Raw genomic sequence first — 18,671 nt, 5'->3', positions numbered from 1 at the left:
TTCTTATTGTTCGTTAAACCACAAGGAAAGTATGTCAACTGGGATAGATGAACGATTTATGCTCCGCGCGCTCGAACTGGCAACCCTCGGTCGGGGGCAGGTTAGCCCGAACCCGATGGTCGGCTGTGTAATCACGCATGAGTCGGGGGCCACAGAGCCGCGTATTATTGGAGAGGGCTGGCACCAGCGTTATGGTGATTGGCATGCTGAAGTGAATGCGGTTCGCTCGGTAAGGCCCGAAGATAGGCATCTGTTGCCCGAAGCGACCGTTTATGTGACGCTGGAGCCCTGTTCGCACTGGGGTAAAACGCCCCCCTGTGCGGATTTGCTCATTGAAAACCGGGTGAAACGGGTTATTTGTTGCAATGATGATCCGAATCCACTGGTATCGGGGCAGGGGTTTGCCAAACTGCGGGCGGCCGGTATTTCCGTAGAAACGGGTCTTCTTGCCGAGCAGGGCCGCCAGGTAAATGCCCGGTTCTTTACGTTTTTTGAGCGTAAGCGTCCCTACATTGTGTTGAAATGGGCTGAAACCTCCGACGGATTTATTGCCGGTGAGCAGGGCCGACAAGTTAGCATAAGCGGTGAGCTGGCGCATCGGCTGGTGCATCGCTGGCGCAGTGAAGAACCGGCTATTATGGTGGGAGCCAACACCGCCCGACTGGATAACCCGCGTCTGAATGTTCGCCTTTGGCCCGGCCTGGATGGGCCCAGCCTGGATGGGCCCAGCAAATCCAGCCAAAATCCGACACGTATTGTGTTGGATAGCCAGCTATCGCTAGATCATTCATTACACTTATTCGATGGTTCCCAGCTCACGATGGTGTACCATCGTGTCGAGGATAAAAACGAATCAGGGCTTCCCAATGTCACGTATTCATTCGTGCCTGAAAATGCCGGATCGTCGCTCAGTCATGTACTGGATGATCTCTACCAGCGAAAAATTCAGTCAGTACTGGTAGAAGGCGGAACACGCTTACTCACATCGTTTATCGAGGCTGGCCTCTGGGACGAAATGCGCGTGTTTCGGAGTCAGGCCATGCTGGGTACGGGCATAGCCGCTCCCCAGGTTCGGGGTAAATTAAGTAGTCGGGAAACAATAGGTAAGGATGAATTGACTATCTACGTGAACGCATGAAGACACGTTATTCACTACATCGGTAACTGTTAGGACATCGTATTTTTGTGGCATCTGATTGTCTTGTCTGCAGGACTCTGTTAAAAAGAAAACGCTCCGATTGTAGCCGGAGCGTTTAGGGTGTGGAAGAGGAAGATTTTTATCATTTCAGGCAGTAAGCCTGAGCGCCTTGTTTACTGCGATTGGGCAACGGGTGTCGCATTACTGCCAATATTACCGCTCGCCACCAGACTGGAGCCTGCCATAATTTTGACGTTGGCGTTGTAGGCATTCAACTTATCATAGAAGCCCGCTTCGCTTATGGTATAATATTTGTTGGTCGAGAACTCGCCGGTAGCTCCACTAATTGTATCGAGGGGTTTGAGCGCTTTGGCAGCGCTATCGGTAGCTTTACCTTCGTAAATAGACGCGGTATAGGGTGTTCCGGTTGCCGTATTGTAAAGGCCTACTTCGATGAGAGTAACCGTCGAATTGTACTTATAAAAAACCACCCGTCCATACACGGTCGTTCCTGGGGCCGACGTAAGGGTATATGACTTAAAGGTCGTTATTGTACCACCACCCGGCGCGACACTTGTGTTGGGTTCGAACTTTTCCTGTTCACAGGAGCTAAGGAAAGCAACGAGTGAGAAAAAGATGCCCAGTACGGCGATACTGTTTCGTCTGTTGAAAAATCGGTTCATAGCTGGCGTTACCATTAGAAGTTGAACATTAAGCGGCCATAGTAGTAAGCACCATTAGACCCTTGCTGATTGTTGGAGTACAAATAGAAGCCCTGGTTCTCAGGCCGGAGTATCTGAGGATATTTATCGAAGATGTTGCTGCCACCAATAGATACTTTCACATTCCGATTCAGATCGTACCCAAAACTCAGGTCAAAAACTGCCTGACCTGAAAATGTTTGGTCGTAAAAATTGCCGTCGTTGTCTGAAGATACCGACCGCTCAGTAACCGTTCCAAAATAGGTGCCTCTCAGCATCGTATTAAATTTGTTTACACGGTAGCTAACAGAACCGATCAGCTTTGTTCGGGGTGTGCCCGTTTCAAACTGTCCAATAACGTCGCGGCTGAGGTATTTACCGACAATCTGTTCAGAGGTAAGATTGGCTACGTTCAGGTCAAGTGTCTTTCTGTTGAGTACCGTATTCTTGCTGAAAATGGCGGCCAGACTGAACGTGATGCTACTGCCTTTTTGCAGATTAAGCGTATAATTTCCAACGGCTTCGAGGCCTTTCGAACGCACATCGGCTCCGTTGACGAAAAATTGAGCTTCTCCATCGCCGATTACTTCCTGGTAGTTATTGCCGACTTCGGCAGCGTTGAAATAACTGGTTCTGAAAATACGGTTGTCAACATCGATCTGGTAAGCGTCCAGCGTTACTTCAAAGCCTGGCGCTGGTTGATACGTAAGGCCGAAACCGTATGTACGAGACTGTTCCTGCTTCAAGCCTTTGATACCCAACACCCGGGCCGCCGTGCTATTGGTTGGGTAGGTCGTCACGTCCAGCGGTTGTGGAATACCGTTTGCATCAGGTACGAAAGCGGTCGCCGTATGGGTATAGTTCAGCTCCTGCAGCGAGGGTGCCCGGAAGCCGGTAGCAATAGAGCCACGGATAGAAAGGGTTTTGGTCAATGAATAGCGGGCCGCCAGTTTACCGATGGTTACCCCGCCAAAATCAGAGTAGTTTTCCAGACGGAAAGCGCCCGCCAGCAAAAATTTCCGCGTAAGTTCCAGTTCAGCATCCAAATAGGCGGCCATTGTGGTTCGGAATTCGTTTCGCTCATTCTTAGGACCAAAGCCCGCAAAGCACTGACAGTTGGATGATAGTGATTTGACGGTTACCTGCTGTCCGGCAAATACAGATAACGGGTTGCCGCTGGCATCAACGATTGGTATACTGTTGGCATCTTCCAGCGGTTTTCCGTCCGGACCAACAAGAAGCCCATCTTTAACGGCGGTAAGTACGCCTGCATTTCCGTAGGCATAGCTTTCTTCCTGTCCTTTGATAATTTTATAATTTTCAATCCGCATTTCGGCGCCAAAGGCGATATTCAGGCCATTCATCACGCCTTTGAAATAGCGGGATAAGTCGAGGTTCGTTGAGTTCTGCGAAAACTGGTGTGTACCCAGATTCATGTTCACTGGCGAATTGGAACCAAGGGAGGCATTGAAGGTATTGACCATACCCAGGCGCATTGTGTTCCTGCCAAATGTGTTGCTGAAGTCAACGCTGAAATCACCGATTTTACTTTTTAGGCCAATGGTATTTGACATATCCGAGGTGTTCGACGTCATTTGAGGTCTGAATCCGTTTGGATAAAGCAAGTAGTTGAACCGGTCTGTCTGAGCTGGCCGGCGGAAATAACACGAGAAACCTTCCAGGTATTTGTACGACGCACCGCCAAAGCTGTAAATGGTTGTCGTTGGGTTTATTTCGTAACCAGCATTGTAAAAGGTGCTTCCCAGTGTAATGGCAGGCATACCCGCGTATACGGCAAAATCAGCTTTGGTCAATCCACGGGCACTCATCAGGCCCGTTTCCGTTTTCAGGGCGGCAATCTGCGAGGTGTTGCCGGCCACCTGTGCATTGATCAGTTCTGGATTCGTGATCACCGGGTTGCCGTTTTTATCGGTTCGCAGGTTGTTCAGGTAGGTATTGTCAAAGAAGCCCCAGTCATTCACAAAAGGACGCAGCGTAGGCCGACGTTGGGTAATCTGGCCTGAAACGTTGAAATAGCCTTTGTCGCTGATTTTGAAACCGTAGTTTGCATCGAACTGATAATTGAAACCGTCTGGCTTTCCCGACTTGGTCAGCGCTCCGGCCTGTCCGCCCGTATTCGCGTAACCGCCACCGGTAAGGCTACCTGTTAATTTGTTCGTGCCTTTCTTCAGAATAATATTAACCACACCGGCAACGGCGTCGGACCCATACTGCGCGGCTGCCCCATCACGAAGTATTTCGACCCGGTCAATGGCCGAAACGGGAATGGTCATCAAATCGACGGTGGTCGATGGGCTACCAACGGCGGTTTCCGTGATGAGCAAAGCAGACGTGTGCCGTCTTTTTCCATTCACAAGCACCAGGATCTGGTTGGGCGCCATATTTCGTAGTTGAACGGGATCAACGTGAGAATTGAGGTCTCCTCCTTGAGAACGGACTGCATTGAAACTCGGTGCTACAAAGGCGAGCATCTGGGCCAGATCCATTTGTGGAAGCTCGCCCATAATATCCTTGATCGAGATCACATCGACGGGAACGGGCGTTTCCAGAATAGTACGGCCCGTATTGCGCGACCCCGTTACGATCAGTTCCGTAAGTTGCGTGGCGTCTTCATCCAACGATATATTGAAGGTGGTCTCATTGCCTACTTTTATTTCTTTTGATTTGAAACCAATAAAGCTAATCACCAGGACATCGGTTGGAGACGCTTCCAGCGCAAACATGCCCTGACCATCGGTGACGGCTCCTTTTCTCGTGTTGCCTTTCACTAATACGTTGACTCCCTGCAAGACTTCGGTGCTCCCGCTGGTAGAAACTTTGCCGGTTATTTTCCGGCTTTGGGCCAGCGTCTCTACCGGGAACAAGGCGACCATGATGAACAGGGCGACCAGGGCGGGCAACAGGTGGTGCTTACGTAGTTTTCTTTTCATGGTTTGTATTTAATAGAGTTGAACAAATGATTCACTAAGTAATTCATGCATTTCAGGATTCTGTATAAGTTGATTTTTACGCAAACGCATGTATAAAATTTGGGCAATAGGAAATCGGAAACCGCTTTTTTTCGGCTGTCAAACAAAAATGAAAGGTGGCTTAAACGCTTGCTGTAATCAGTTCAGCTATAGCTAGTTCTATGCGCTATAATCCTCCTGACCAAATAACTCTCTGGAATTTGCCCGTGCGCACGGTTAGAGTGTGGTAAACTGTTGTTATTAATCAAATATTAATATTATAATATTGCTTTCCAATAATAAATTAAAATATAATTCTGAAATATAGAATAAATACAATAGATAATTATTTACGGTCTATTTTCTGAAATCAGATTAGCTTGGTCAGTGAGTAGTTAGTACTTATTGCTCTTCGTTTGGTTATGGAAAAATTCAGCACTTTGGATGAGCACGGACCCTTTCCCTCACAATCACCGTTCCGGCAAATTTGAACTGTTATCTTGCTGTTCTAACTGGTTCTCTATTTTATGGTATAGACCTCTGTCCAACAAATGATTACATATATATGAACTACCTCTTCTCAATTATTCTCCTGTTCGCTTGTTCACTTTCTGCCCTGGCGCAAAACGCACGCGACGCCGTGGAGGCTCAACATTTTATTAAACTGGGTAATACCTTACGGATGGTTGATCGGCCGGAGCAGGCGATTGATCTACTACTGAGGTCGTTGCCCGCCGTGAAGGCGAAAGATCCCTACCTGGAAGCGGTTGCGTATGAAAATTTAGGCTTTGCCTACCGCGACCAGGAGAATAGCCAAACGGCGTTGGGCTATTTTCATAAAGCCCAAACTCTCTACAAAAAATTGAACTTTGGAGCCAGTGAAGCGGCCATGCGGCAATTGATCAGTGAAACGGCATCCAAAGACTTGTATGCCGGTATCGATGTGGGAGCGTCGGGGGTGAAGCTGGCTATCTTCCGAACAATTTACGAAAATGGGTTTTACAACAAGGATGTTAAGGTGAAGCCCATTGCACCCAACGTAACCCTTGTTTCAGGTACTGCTCAGTCGTTTAAGGACGGTCAGGAGGTGATGAAAGCCTATCTGGATTCGATCCGGCGCTACAACATTCCGGCCGATCATATTTATGTCGCCTTTAGTAGTGGGGTCAATGAAACGCTCGGCAAAACGCCCGAAAAGAAAAAGAAACTCTACGAATTATTTTCGGCGCTGGTGACAAACAGCCTGCCCGGAAGCGACAGCCTGTTTATTGACTCGACGCTGACGGCGGCCCGTGAAGCCGAACTGTTCATGATCGGCTCGATTCCCCGAAAGCTGTGGCTTACAGCTTCTTGTGTCGATATCGGTAGTGGGAATACCAAAGGTGGCTACTATGACAGCGGCCATCGCTTTCATTCCGTTAGCTTGCCAGTTGGCACCAAAACAATGGCTAATCTGATTGATAATAATCGTTCATTGCCCATTGAAGACTACAAAAAAGAAGCGCAGCGAGTTATTAAAATGATGGCCGATACAGCTATCAATGTGGAGTTTAACACGACAAGCCCCGGTCTGCACCAACGCAGAACGGTGGCGCTGGGCGGTGGCATAGTGTGGGCTATGGCCGCTTACCTGCATCCTGAAAAAGCAGGTACGACGGCCGTGCCCCTCACGCTGGCCGATGCCGAACACTTTGCCCGGTTAGCCATGACAGACTACCAAAGCCTGATTCATCCCGACCTATCTGACCTGACCGATCCGGTCGTTCGCAGGAAAGCCGAGGCCGACCTGGTTAATGTGCAGAATCAATTCAACGAAAAACAGCTTATTGCTGGCTCACTGCTGTTGGAAGCGGTTATTCGGGCGTATGCCGACACGTCGATACCAAAACGGTTTGTGTTTATCAGGGACTCCGATATCAGTTGGGTAACGGGTAAATTCCTGGAAACGCTGAACCAAAATTACGAGAAAGCCATCGCCAGAGACGCACGATAAACCGGGTTTATGCTATCGGCTTGCCTAATGCCCAGACACCGTTCACGTTCATGGACTGATCCAGTCGCACCAGATTGGCTATGTAATCAGGCTGAATTTTGCCCAGTTGGTCACCCATGCCAATGATTTCAGCGGGAATAACCGAGGCCATCCGGAGGGCATTTGTCAGCGGAATACCGGCTTGCTCAACGGCAATCTTGACGCAGTCGATCAACGTGATGGCCGAACCTGCCAGGTTACCTTCGTTATTCACATAGCGGCCCGGCCTGGATGGGCCCGGCCTGGATGGGCCCGGCCTGGATGGGCCCGGCCTGGATGGGCCCGGCCTGGATGGGCCCGGCCTGGATGGGTCCGGCTCAAAATGCACGATAAACTGACCCAACTCAAAGTTCGGTCGGGGCGGATTGGCAAAGAGCGCGTCTGAAATCAGAAAAAGACGTTCGGGTTTACCCTCCTGACACAGAAGCCGGTAGGCAATGCGAATCGTGGTTGGGTCGCAGTGATACCCATCGGCAATGATACTGGCCCGAACAGTAGGATGATCGAAAACGGCACCCACCACCCCTGGCTCCCGGCTTTCGAAGCCGCGCATGGCGTTGTAGAGGTGCGTCGCCAGCGGAATGCCCTCGTTGAACGCTGCGGTAGCCTGCTGGTAGGTTGCATTACTATGGCCGAGCGACAGGAGCGTATTCGTGTGCTTTAGCCTTTTGATGGTATCAAGCTGATCGGGAGTCAGGATTTCGGGGGCCAGCGTTAGTATCCGAATAACGTCGGCGTTGGTGCTGAACAGCGTTTCCAGCTCGCCATCGGCCGGTGTCCGAACGTAGGCTGTGCTGTGCGCTCCCCGTTTGATTGGGTTGAAATACGGGCCTTCAACGTGGATACCCGGTACGCCAAACGGGTTTTCTGTTCGTACAACCTGCACGGCCGCCATCGACTCCTGCATGATTGCAAGCGACGTCGAATGGATGGTAGGCAGTAGGGTAGTAGTGCCGTTTCGGGAGTGGGAGTCGTAAATGTGGCGAACCGTTTCGGGGGTTGGCTGATCGTTCAGGAATAAATCGGAGCCGCCATATAGTTGCAGATCGACAAGACCCGGAATCAGGTAATCCCCCTTGAGGTCAATGACGGTGGTCGTTTCATCGTCACTTGGGACGGGCGTTGCGGGGTTAATTTCCTGGATACGATCGTCTGCTATGCGGACGGATGCATTTGGTAACCACTCGGTTCCGGTAAATAAATGGGCGTTTGTGAAAAGAATTGGCATGCCTGTTCAGCCTGTATGTGAGTTGAGTTAATTTGTTTTCGCTACAGTAAAGTCGATTTCCTAACGTTGATTAGTCTTTCTTTAACCAGTGAGAAAATAACTTGTCTGATACCCTAACGCAGATAATGGCCGGAATGTAGTCGATTTTTCGTTTTTTTGCGAACTATTTCGTGTCAGTACCAACCTGTTTATCTCTTGAACGCTGTTCGTTTAACTCCCCCCGCCACGCTCACGCAACCGGGCCTTGTCCAGGCCACGATTCCTCTGGCTTCGTCGAAAAGTGAAAGTAACCGCGCGTTGATTATCGACGCACTCACCGGATTTCGCTGCGACTTACAAAATCTGTCGACCGCCCGGGATACGCAAACGATGATTCGGTTGCTGAAATCAACCGACCCGACGGCCGATGTGCTGGATGCCGGGACAACCATGCGTTTTCTAACCGCTTATTTTGCGGCCACGGGTCAGGAAAAAATAATGACGGGCACACCCCGGATGTGCGAACGCCCCATCGGGATTCTTGTGGATGCCTTGCGGGCGCTGGGTGCCAATATTACGTATCTGAAACAGGAAGGTTATCCGCCCCTGCAAATCAAGGGGTTTTCTTCGTCAACGGAATCCAGCAATCGACTAAGCATTCGTGGGGATGTGAGCAGTCAATACATATCGGCACTCGTGATGATTGCCCCGCTGCTTCCTAATGGGTTGACCCTGGAACTGACGGGCGCCATTGGTTCCCGACCGTATATCGAGATGACGCTCGAACAAATGCGGTATTTCGGGGCCGATGTTCAGGACGATTGGGAAGCAAAAACGATCACCGTAGCCCCAAAACCCTACACCCCGAAACCATATTCCATTGAATCCGATTGGTCGGGAGCAAGTTATTGGTATAGTGTTGCGGCTTTGGCCAACGATGAGACCGCCGAAATCAACTTGTTGGGTCTGAAAGCGAAATCGCTGCAGGGCGACAGCGCAATTGCCGACATCATGCGCTCGCTGGGTGTCGAAAGTACATTTACCGATTCGGGTGTTCGGTTAACTAAAGGCCCAGCCGCTACATCGTTGGCTTGGGACTTTACGGATTGCCCCGATCTGGCCCAGACAGTAGCCGTTTGCGCAGCTATGAAAGGGGTCGTGCTCCGACTTACGGGTATCGAAAGTCTGAAAATAAAAGAAACCGATCGTGTCGCGGCATTGCAGGCTGAGTTGCAGAAAATCGGCGCTGAACTAGTCGAGATCGAGCCAAATCATTTATACGAAGTTCATCAATTGGCGGTAAGGCCTTCGGGCCCGCCCACCATCGCGACCTACGATGATCACCGGATGGCCATGGCGTTTGCGCCGGTAGCCATGCAACACGAAATCATTATCGACGAACCCGGTGTTGTGGCTAAGTCATACCCGTCATTCTGGGACGATATGGCGCGGGTAGCAACGGTTAAGTTTACCGAAGCAAGTACCGACGTTACGCACTGAACCGTTAATTTTGTAGTTAGGAAAGGGTTCCGTCTGGGTTTTTCAGCAGTAGCGCCTACTTGTGATGTCGGTTACTTAAAACCGGCAGGTGAGGTTACTTAAAACCTTGGACTGTTCGGTTTTGAGAAACCTCACCTGTCAGATTTAAGAATCTGACAGGTGAGGTTTCTCAAAACCGAACAGTCCAAGGTTTTAAGTAACCTCACCTGCCAGATTTAAGAATCTGACATCACTCAAAATAGTTGTAGGTAAAGCCACCAGGACTTTACCTGAGTTAAATCGAGAACCATAAATCTTCACCCAATTATGTCACATCGGGAGCAATTCGAACAGCAGGGCTATCTCATTGTCCGTAACGTGTTTACGCCCGACGAGGTTGCGAAATTACGGCAGTCGGCATATGAACACCGGGATCGGCAGCAAAAACTTGGGCAGGTTGCGCAGGTGAAACAGGCGGCTTCGGTGAAAGGGGATCTGTTGAGTAAAGATGGCCTTGGCTGGGTGATTTACGACCCGAGAATTGTGGCCATTGCTACCGAGATTCTGGGAGATACCCCCGTTTACTTCTCCGACAGTACCTATCAGATTGGAACGGGTACACGTGGTTTCCACCGCGATAACATCGACCGCTATCAGTTTGGCCAGGGAGCCGACTGGGAGGGGCCATACCCGCTCATTCGCTTCGGTATTTATTTACAGAACCACGACAGCTATAGCGGAGGCATCCGGTTTAAGGCCGGGAGCCATGAAGCTGCCGACGGGGCTGATGTCTTTGCCGACACGCGGGCGGGTGATATTGTGGTCTGGAACATGCGAACACTCCACAGCGGTAATGCCCGCCGGATGAAAGTGCTGACCAATTTACCCCTGCATGTGGGTCTGGAGAACCGCCTGCCCAATTTTCTGTTCCGTGAGCAGCAGGGCGAACGCGTATCGCTGTTTTTTAGCTACGGCCTCGAAGGAAAACACCTCGACCGCTACCTCGAACAGCATATTCAGAAACGGGCCGATATGCAGGAAAACGTGCGTCTGTCCACATACTCGCCCGAAACGCTTAAAAAAGCTGAACAGAATAAAGTGAAAGTGCTGGATGTGAAGAAATTGGTTTAGTCAGTCGGTTTAGCCGCAGCTACTTTCGCCAAGTTTATGTTACTGCCAGAGTTCTGGGGTAGCGTATACGTTGTAGGAAGTGTGATGCGGAATGTAGTTCCTTTCCCGACAACTGAATCGACCTGGATATGGCCCTGATGTAGTTCAATAATGCGTCGCGTCAGGGCCAGGCCAATGCCATGACCAATGATGGTCATCGTTGATTCTGACCGGAAGAAAGGCTCAAAAATATGCGGGAGGTCGCTTTCTGGAATACCATAGCCCTGATCGCTGAAGGTAAGTTTTAGCCGCCCCGGTTCAAAAAATATTCGCACCGACACGCACCCGTCCGGCGAGTATTTGCAGCCGTTTTCCATCAGGTTCTGGAAGGCCGTCTGCAGGAGTGACTCTTCCCCAACAATGACCAGCTCTTCTTCATGGACAGGAAGGTTATCGAAGTCAATATCAATCTGATAATCGGGCTTCTTGCTGATAATCTGGCTCTGCGCCTGCCAGAGCAGTTCGTCAATGCGAACAGGCTGGTAGTTGAGCGTTACTACATCCGAACTGGCGCGGGCTAGTTCGAGCAGGCCGTTTACGAGCCGAATCATACTCTTCACTTCATCCAACAACGCATCGAAAGCGACTTCGTATTCCTCCGTCGTGCGGGCGTGCAGCCGGGTTACCTCAATTTGGCCCATCATGACCGTGAGCGGAGTACGCAACTCATGCGATGCGTGCGAAACAAAGCTTTTCTGCAAGACAAAGGCTTCTTCGAGTCGGGTAAGCAGATCGTTGAACGTTCGGGCCAGATCGGCCAGCTCATCGCGCTGACGGCCCACCCGCAAGCGTTCGTGGATATTGGTGGCCGAGATGGCGTTTACCTGCGTAATGAGTTCGGCCACAGGCCTCAACGCATCAGTTGCAAACAGATAGCCCGCTATACCAACAATAACCAGACTCAATAACCAGCCCGAAAACAGGATTTCCCGCAGTCGGTCCAGCTTACTTAATCCATACCGGTCGTTTCCGGAAGCAACAATAATTAAAGGTTCTTTGCGGGCGTTCAAATGCAGAACGGCAATGGCTTCTGTATCGCCAATTCGACTGTACTGGGGTTTCTGGTAGGCAACTTTGCTCAGAAATGCCGGTGTTACCGGGAAGCGGGGACGCTTGGTTTCCTGGTTGTATAAAACCGTGCCCTGACGATTGTAAATTGTGACCTGCTCATCGGTCATAACGGGCAGATCGGCCCGCGGCACTTCGCCTACGTCCTCCCGCAGGCGGACAGTCGTGAACGCTTTCTCAACGAGCCGCTGCTGAAATTCCTGCTCCCTGAACTGGTCATAGAGGTAATAAACGGAGACCGTGAATAACAAGACTATCGAAGCGACCAGCAATACGAATAACAGGGTCAGGCGAGTGCGGATGTTCATAAAAAAGTCGTACGTTGGTCAGTGACCAGTTATGACTGGCGACTGACCAACGTACGACCTGTCACTTTTTGATGTATTCGATTTATTCCTCTTTTAACATATATCCCATACCAATAACTGTATGAATCAGTTTGGTTGGGAAATCCTTATCAATTTTTTTGCGAAGAAAATTGACATAGACATCAATCACATTCGTGCCTGTATCGAAGTGAATATCCCAAACTTTTTCGGCAATATCGACCCGCGAAACAACGCGGCCCCGGTTTCGCATCAAATAGTCGAGGAGGCCAAATTCTTTGGCCGTAAGCTCAATACGTTTGTCGCCCCGGCGAGCGATTTTTTCGTTCAGGTCCAGTTCAAGATCGGCTACTTTCAGCACATTGGCCTGCATACCAGCATCACTGCTTCGTTTGGTCAGGGCCCGTAAGCGAGCCATCAACTCACGAAACTCAAAGGGTTTCACCAGGTAATCGTCGGCACCGGCTTCAAAGCCCGTTAGTTTATCATCAACTGAACCCATTGCGGTCAGCATGAGAACGGGTGTCCGGTTTTTTTCCTGTCTAATGGATTGAACTACATCAAAGCCATTCATTTTAGGCAGGTTGATATCGAGTACAATCACGTCATAGAGGTTATTGAGGGCCATATTACGACCTACTTGCCCATCATAGGCCACATCTACTTCGCACGACTGCTCCTCCAGTCCCTTCTTCACGAAGGAGGCCAATTTGGGTTCGTCTTCTACTACCAGGATCTTCATGTCGGCAACATACATAGCTATCGGCTGATTTAAAAACGGCAGATTAATTTATTTGTTAAAAATTACACAGACCAGCGAAAAGTGCCATATCGGTGTCGGCAGATGTTTACCTGGTTGAGTGGTTAAAACTCGCTGTGTAACCTTAAAAGGAGTTGAAAAGGAAATTAAAAGGCTGTTAAATAAAGTTAGGTCTGGCGCATGGAGTTGTGTTCAGGCCCTACAAAAGCAAAGAATCTTTAACAGAAAATCTGCACCAGTAACTGGCTCCAACCAGCAACAAAAAAGCCGCTCCGAAGATCGGGGCGGCTTTCCGCTTCTATCCACACCATTTCAAGACTGGCGACCGGGTGGTCACCTAATCTTGATGTTCAACCTTCCCTTTGTAAAGGATTGTTATGCTAAAAGTAAGCAATTTTTTTATATATAAAGAAAAGCAAGTACTTTTCTCTAATAACACCCTGCAATGTTGCAATTTCTTTTTTAAAAAAACGTAAAATTCAGCCTAAAATTATTTAACGTACCGAAAATAGGTGCGATTAAATATCACTGAACTTCTGCCGATAAAAAGAATAGAATATCAGCGGAAAGACAAATAACGTCAGCAGGGTGGCTGTAATCAGGCCACCAATAACTACAATGGCCAAAGGCTTGGCCGTTTCGGAGCCAATGCCGTGCGAAACAGCCGCCGGAATTAAACCAATACCAGCCATCATCGCGGTCATAACTACAGGCCGTATCCGAGAGATAACGCCCTCCCGTATCGCGTCAGTCAAGGGTATACTGTTGCGTAGGTTCTTCTTGAAAACCGATATAAGAATTACACCGTTTTGGATACAAATTCCGAATAGAGCGATGAACCCAATACCCGCCGAAATACTGAAATTGACGTGCGTAATCAGCAGCGCGGCTATGCCACCAATGATCGCAAAAGGTACATTGAAGAGCACCAGACCAGCGTCTTTTACATTCCCGAAGAGTACGAACAGGATAAAAAAGATAGCCAATAAGCTAATGGGAACAACCTGCGCCAAGCGGGCTGTGGCCCGTTGCTGATTCTCAAAATCGCCCGCCCACTTCGCCGTATAACCCGCTGGAAGCTTCACATTGGCCTGCACTTTTTGCTGAGCCTCGGCAACGGCACTGCCCATGTCGCGGCCCCGCACCGAAAACTTGACCGCTCCGTAGCGTTGGCTGGCTTCCCGAAAAATGAGCACCGGTCCGGTTTGGGTATATACATTGGCGATTTCTTTGATGGGAATCATGCTGCCATTTTCGGTCGGCACCATCAATTGGCTGATCTGTGACTCGCTGGAGCGGAACGGACGGTCGTATCGGATACGGAGATCAAACTTTCGTTCGCCTTCATAAATCTGGGTAGCCGCCTTGCCACCGATAGCCATTTCGATCACCGCTTCGGCATCTGCCTTATTAACGCCGTATACGGCAAGCTTGTGTTCATCCAGTTCGATGCGCATTTCGGGCTGCCCCGTCGTGCGGATAACGCCCAGATCTTCGATGCCCTGCACCGTCGCCAACTGGTTCCGGATCTCATTCGCTTTTGTTTCCAGAATCCCCTGATCTGGACCGTAGATTTTGACCGCAATGGAGCCTTTCACCCCCGATACAGCCTCTTCGACGTTATCCATGATGGGTTGCGAGAATCCAAAGTTTACCCCCGGAAAAACGCTGAGTTTTTCCTGCATCTGTTCAATTAATTCCTCTTTGCTCAGGCCACTTTTCCAGTCGTCCTGCGGATAAATATCTACCAGGAATTCGATGTTGTAGAAGCCGGTTGGGTCGGTGCCGTCATTGGGCCGTCCCGTTTGCGAAATAACGCCTTTGACTTCCGGAAACTGCTCGAAAATATGGCGCATTTGCACCGTTTGTTTTACCGACTCAGGCAGCGAAATACTCATGGGCATCGTTGCCCGGACGTAAATAGAGCCTTCGTTCAGTTCGGGTAGAAACTCAGTGCCCAACAACGTGAAGCCCGACAGCCCAACAGCGACCAGAATGCCCGTCAGAATCATGCTGATTTTTTTATGGGCAAACGTGAAGTTGAATAGCCTCGTCGAAAAGCTGGTTACAACATTCACGAAGGGGTTGTGTTTCTCCCGAACGTCTTTCTTGAGCAGAATACTCGCCAGGACCGGCACAAGCGTCAGGGTGAAAATCAACGCACCGAGGAGCGCAAAGCCAAGCGTCCAGGCCAGGGGAGAAAACATTTTACCCTCCACTTTCTGAAACGAGAAAATCGGAATTAAACAGGTGATAATGATCGCCTTGGAGAAGAAAATAGCCTTCCCCATCTCGGTGCCTGTTTTTCGGATGATTCCCATTTTGGCCAACCGGTTAAACCTGGTCATTCCTTTCTCATGGGCCAGTTCATCGAGTGTCACGAAAATGCCCTCCACCATCACGACAGCACCGTCTACGATAATCCCGAAGTCGATGGCGCCCATGGACAGCAAATTGGCCGACATACCTTTCAGCCGCAGGCAGATAAAGGCAAACAGTAGCGCCAGCGGAATCACAATGGATACCGTAACGGTGGTGCGCCAGTCGGCCATGAAGATAAACACAATGACCGTTACAAAGACGATCCCTTCGATGAGGTTATGGGTAACCGTATGGGTGGCAAAATTGATAAGCGTTTCCCGGTTGTAGAAGGTGTTGATTTCTACGTCGCTGGGTAAAATGCTGGTGTTCAGTTCATTGATTTTGGCTTTCACCCGATCAATTACTTCACTCGGGTTTTCGCCCTTGCGCATCACCACAATACACTCAACCGCATCGTCCTGCTTATCGCGGCCCGCCTGCCCGAGCCGGGGCAAGGCCGACTCCGACACCTGGGCTACGTTGTGAACCGTGATGGGCGTTCCTTTAATGTTCTTGATGATGATATTCTGAATATCCTGCTGGTTTTTCAGCAAACCAATACCCCGAACCACGTAGGCTTCCGAGTTTTTCTCGATCACATCACCGCCCACATTGACGTTGGCGTTGGCAACGGCCTGGTACAATTGCAGGGGCGTAATGTTATAGTCGATCAGTCGACGGGGATCGACGGAAATCTCGTACGTTTTTACCTCACCCCCGAAACTAACCACGTCGGCAACGCCGGGTACGCTTTTCAACTGTCGTTCGATCACCCAGTCCTGCATGGTCTTCAGTTCACGAGCCGTGCGGGTGGGCGATTGAAGCGTATAACGGAAAATCTCGCCGGTTGGGCCATAAGGTGGCTGCACATCGGGCTTGATGCCTTCGGGTAGCTCGACCCCATTGAGCAAGTTATTTACCTGCTGGCGGGCAAAGGCATCATCGACGCCATCATCGAACAGAATTTTAACCACCGACAGACCGAACAGCGACGTCGAGCGGATATCTGTCCGCTTCTGTACGGAGTTCAGGCCAATTTCAATCGGAATGGTTACAAACTTCTCAACTTCCTCCGCCGACCGGCCCGGCCATTGCGTGATAAGCGTAATCTGGGTATTGGTGACGTCGGGGAAGGCTTCGATGGGCGTATTCTGGTAACTGATTACGCCCGCAACGACGGCTAAGGCTGTCAGAAAAAATATAAAAAACTTGTTCTTCAGCGAGAATGATAAGATACTTTTTATGAATTTATTCATACCGATTACGGCGTGTACGTCATTTAGGTCTACAAAAGTGCTGGTCTGAACTTAAATCGGCCTTAACCCGCGGTTAAAAGAGTGTTAAATAAGTACGTTGATTTTGTGGCCGTAAACGCTGGTGCGGATTAGCGGTTAATAAATGAATTCTAATTTTTTGAGCCTTTATTCCGTTTGATGGGTTTACTAGGTACTCAACCAATGTATAGCCGTTAATTGTCTTACAGATTATGTCCGAAATCCAATCAAATTTTGGTCTTACTGATAGTAAAGAAGAGGGCGCTGCCGTCGATGAACCCATTAATCCACTCCCGAGAGCGGTCCTTCGCTCCAACTCACACTGGCTGCTGGATGGGGAGTGGAAGTTTTCGATTGACGCCAATGATACCGGTTTACAGGATCGCTGGTTTCTGGGCCATTCGTACGAAGGAGTGGCCGAGTGGCCTGGTTCAATCGAAGAGCATATGGCGCACACAAAAGGCCAGGCTGGGCCCGTCATCTGGCAGGATAAGGTCATTGCATGGTATGAACGCGAGTTCGCCCTGCCTGATCGGACCGAGCCACTTGCCAATTCAATCATCCAGCTAACGTTTGGTGCCTGCGGCTACGAAACCCGCGTATGGCTAAACGGGCATCCGCTGAGCACCGTTGAAGGAGAGGCTATTCACTATGGGGAATATACGTCTTTTTCCTACGAATTGGCCGATGAATTGCTGCGGCCCAACAACCGATTGACGGTACGTATTGCCGACACGATGGATGCCGAGACCCCACGCGGCAAGCAGGAATCACACGTTTATAAGCGGGGTGGTATCTGGTACCAGACTTATACGGGGGCTGTGCGCTCTGTCTGGCTCGAAACCGTTGAGCGAAACCGGCTACGCTCGCGGGTGGGTGTGGTGAGTACCGTTGAAGACGAACTGGTTCGATTTACCCTGACCACCCGGATTCACGACCCCGGCAACTACACATTGCGCCTACAGATATTTGAGCGAAAAGCGCCGTTGTCATCGACGCCGATGGCCACCTCTGATTTTCCCTTGATGCTGGAAGCCGGGCAAAAACAGCAACGAGTAGTCATCGAAGTACCAGGGGCGCAGCTCTGGTCGCCCGAGAACCCGGTTCGGTATCGGCTCATTGCCCAGCTTATTGATGAAAATGGTTATGTCGCACAAATCGAATCGCAGTTTGGCTTGCGTAAAATTGAAGCACGTGGGCGGTTCGTTTACCTGAACAACAAGCCTATATATCTGGACGGCATTCTGTATCAACCCGGCACGGCAACGTATGAGGAAATGAAACGACACATGCTGGCCATGAAAGAACTGGGCTGTAACTTAGTCCGGGTTCATATTGCCGGTATCGATCCGCGCATTTATAACCTGGCCGATAAATTAGGGCTGTTGCTCTGGGTCGAAGTGCCGAGCCCACACAGTTCGACGTCTCGTAGTCGGCATAACCATCAGGCTGAATTGATGCGCATGCTGGCTCTCATTGGTACACACCCATCGGTGGTGATCTGGAGCCTGTATAATGAGGACTGGGGCGCACAGGACATTGCCACAAATCCGGAAACCCGCGAGTACATTACCAATATGTACTATTTTATGCAGCTCGCCTATCCGCAGTTTCTGGTGGTTGATAACGATGGCTGGCAACATATTTCCTACGAAGGACGCCTTAAATCAGATCTGCTGACAGCCCATTTATACACGCCTGATCTGGGTCAGTGGCAGTCGCTTCTCGACCGGCTGGTGGCGGGGGATCTGGATACGGTTGCGGCCTTCCCATTGGTCGTGGGCGATCCATTTTTCTATCGGCGACAGGTTCCCCTGGTAGTCAGCGAGTGGGGCGGCTTCGGCTTTTCCAACTACGGCGGACCCCAGGATGCAGAAGAACGCACGGAGCGCATTCGTCAGTTCAAGCAGGAAATGCGCAAACGCTCCATTGCGGGCGATGTCTATACCCAGGCAACCAATATCGAAGATGAGCGCAATGGCCTGATCGAACCACATACCGGCGAACTGACCGTACCAGCCAGATTATTGGCGTCGGGTGGCTACAGCGAAGTGGCTGCCATGCCTGCATAAGTAAGGCTTTAGCCGGAATCTTTATCGAATCACCATTCCAGCAGATATTCGCAGAGGCCTGAAGGCATTTTCTGCGGGTATCTGCTGTTATTCTGGTAGGGGGGATATCTGCAA

Annotated in this window: 11 protein-coding genes; 5 read left to right on the top strand and 6 right to left on the bottom strand. The window is 50.1% G+C overall.

The window, feature by feature from the left end; genetic code table 11:
• The first annotated feature begins 31 nt into the window (after positions 1-31).
• On the top strand, positions 32-1,138 hold the full coding sequence (ribD, locus tag SD10_RS15710) for a bifunctional diaminohydroxyphosphoribosylaminopyrimidine deaminase/5-amino-6-(5-phosphoribosylamino)uracil reductase RibD (RefSeq protein ID WP_046574925.1): 1,107 nt from the start codon (positions 32-34) through the stop codon (positions 1,136-1,138).
• Positions 1,139-1,311: 173 nt separating this feature from the next.
• On the opposite strand, the gene SD10_RS15705 is transcribed toward ribD, so the two are convergent.
• Both SD10_RS15705 and SD10_RS15700 read right to left on the bottom strand, forming a co-directional pair.
• Positions 1,312-1,821 carry a hypothetical protein gene (locus SD10_RS15705; protein ID WP_046579622.1) on the bottom strand — a complete coding sequence of 170 codons (510 nt, stop codon included), beginning with the start codon at positions 1,819-1,821 and terminating at the stop codon, positions 1,312-1,314.
• Between the two features lie 14 nt (positions 1,822-1,835).
• Positions 1,836-4,790, bottom strand: a complete 2,955-nt coding sequence (locus tag SD10_RS15700; protein WP_046574923.1) for a TonB-dependent receptor — start codon at positions 4,788-4,790, stop codon at positions 1,836-1,838.
• A gap of 583 nt (positions 4,791-5,373) precedes the next feature.
• Between SD10_RS15700 and SD10_RS15695 the strand changes: the two genes are divergently transcribed.
• Positions 5,374-6,801 (top strand): tetratricopeptide repeat protein, encoded by a 1,428-nt coding sequence (locus tag SD10_RS15695; RefSeq protein ID WP_046574921.1) that lies wholly within the window; start codon positions 5,374-5,376, stop codon positions 6,799-6,801.
• Between the two features lie 7 nt (positions 6,802-6,808).
• On the opposite strand, the gene SD10_RS15690 is transcribed toward SD10_RS15695, so the two are convergent.
• A complete protein-coding gene (locus tag SD10_RS15690) occupies positions 6,809-8,068 on the bottom strand; it encodes an N-acetylglucosamine-6-phosphate deacetylase (protein WP_046574920.1) in 1,260 nt (419 codons plus the stop codon).
• A 195-nt stretch (positions 8,069-8,263) separates the two neighbouring features.
• Between SD10_RS15690 and SD10_RS15685 the strand changes: the two genes are divergently transcribed.
• Positions 8,264-9,547: a 3-phosphoshikimate 1-carboxyvinyltransferase gene (locus SD10_RS15685; protein WP_046574919.1), complete on the top strand. Its 1,284-nt coding sequence runs from the start codon at positions 8,264-8,266 to the stop codon at positions 9,545-9,547.
• 306 nt (positions 9,548-9,853) lie between these two features.
• Positions 9,854-10,657 carry a phytanoyl-CoA dioxygenase family protein gene (locus tag SD10_RS15680; RefSeq protein WP_046574917.1) on the top strand — a complete coding sequence of 268 codons (804 nt, stop codon included), beginning with the start codon at positions 9,854-9,856 and terminating at the stop codon, positions 10,655-10,657.
• Here SD10_RS15680 and SD10_RS15675 read toward each other — a convergent pair.
• The 3 genes from SD10_RS15675 to SD10_RS15665 all read right to left on the bottom strand — a co-directional run bounded on the left by SD10_RS15675 (position 10,654) and on the right by SD10_RS15665 (position 16,467).
• Entirely contained in the window at positions 10,654-12,072 is a 1,419-nt protein-coding gene (locus tag SD10_RS15675) for a sensor histidine kinase (protein WP_046574915.1), read from the bottom strand. The two genes, SD10_RS15680 and SD10_RS15675, sit on opposite strands and share 4 nt — an antisense overlap.
• Positions 12,073-12,154: 82 nt before the next feature.
• On the bottom strand, positions 12,155-12,832 hold the full coding sequence (locus tag SD10_RS15670; RefSeq protein ID WP_179945465.1) for a response regulator: 678 nt from the start codon (positions 12,830-12,832) through the stop codon (positions 12,155-12,157).
• A 536-nt stretch (positions 12,833-13,368) separates the two neighbouring features.
• Complete coding sequence (locus SD10_RS15665; RefSeq protein ID WP_046574911.1) at positions 13,369-16,467, bottom strand: efflux RND transporter permease subunit; 3,099 nt, start codon at positions 16,465-16,467, stop codon at positions 13,369-13,371.
• A 230-nt stretch (positions 16,468-16,697) separates the two neighbouring features.
• Here SD10_RS15665 and SD10_RS15660 point away from each other — a divergent pair, with 230 nt between their 5' ends.
• The gene (locus tag SD10_RS15660; protein ID WP_046574909.1) at positions 16,698-18,557 is read left to right on the top strand and encodes a glycoside hydrolase family 2 protein; all 1,860 of its coding nucleotides are present in this window, start codon (positions 16,698-16,700) and stop codon (positions 18,555-18,557) included.
• Positions 18,558-18,671: the final 114 nt, after the last annotated feature.

Origin of the sequence: Spirosoma radiotolerans, from assembly GCF_000974425.1 — a bacterium.
In the GTDB taxonomy this organism is placed as follows: domain Bacteria; phylum Bacteroidota; class Bacteroidia; order Cytophagales; family Spirosomataceae; genus Spirosoma; species Spirosoma radiotolerans.
This window is presented reverse-complemented; position numbering and strand designations above follow the sequence as displayed.

Coding starts and splice junctions, on each gene's coding strand:
- ribD (WP_046574925.1), top strand. CDS start 32: ATGTCAACTGGGATAGATGAACGATTTATGCTCCGCGCGCTCGAACTG.
- SD10_RS15705 (WP_046579622.1), bottom strand. CDS start 1,821: ATGAACCGATTTTTCAACAGACGAAACAGTATCGCCGTACTGGGCATC.
- SD10_RS15700 (WP_046574923.1), bottom strand. CDS start 4,790: ATGAAAAGAAAACTACGTAAGCACCACCTGTTGCCCGCCCTGGTCGCC.
- SD10_RS15695 (WP_046574921.1), top strand. CDS start 5,374: ATGAACTACCTCTTCTCAATTATTCTCCTGTTCGCTTGTTCACTTTCT.
- SD10_RS15690 (WP_046574920.1), bottom strand. CDS start 8,068: ATGCCAATTCTTTTCACAAACGCCCATTTATTTACCGGAACCGAGTGG.
- SD10_RS15680 (WP_046574917.1), top strand. CDS start 9,854: ATGTCACATCGGGAGCAATTCGAACAGCAGGGCTATCTCATTGTCCGT.
- SD10_RS15675 (WP_046574915.1), bottom strand. CDS start 12,072: ATGAACATCCGCACTCGCCTGACCCTGTTATTCGTATTGCTGGTCGCT.
- SD10_RS15670 (WP_179945465.1), bottom strand. CDS start 12,832: ATGAAGATCCTGGTAGTAGAAGACGAACCCAAATTGGCCTCCTTCGTG.
- SD10_RS15665 (WP_046574911.1), bottom strand. CDS start 16,467: ATGAATAAATTCATAAAAAGTATCTTATCATTCTCGCTGAAGAACAAG.
- SD10_RS15660 (WP_046574909.1), top strand. CDS start 16,698: ATGTCCGAAATCCAATCAAATTTTGGTCTTACTGATAGTAAAGAAGAG.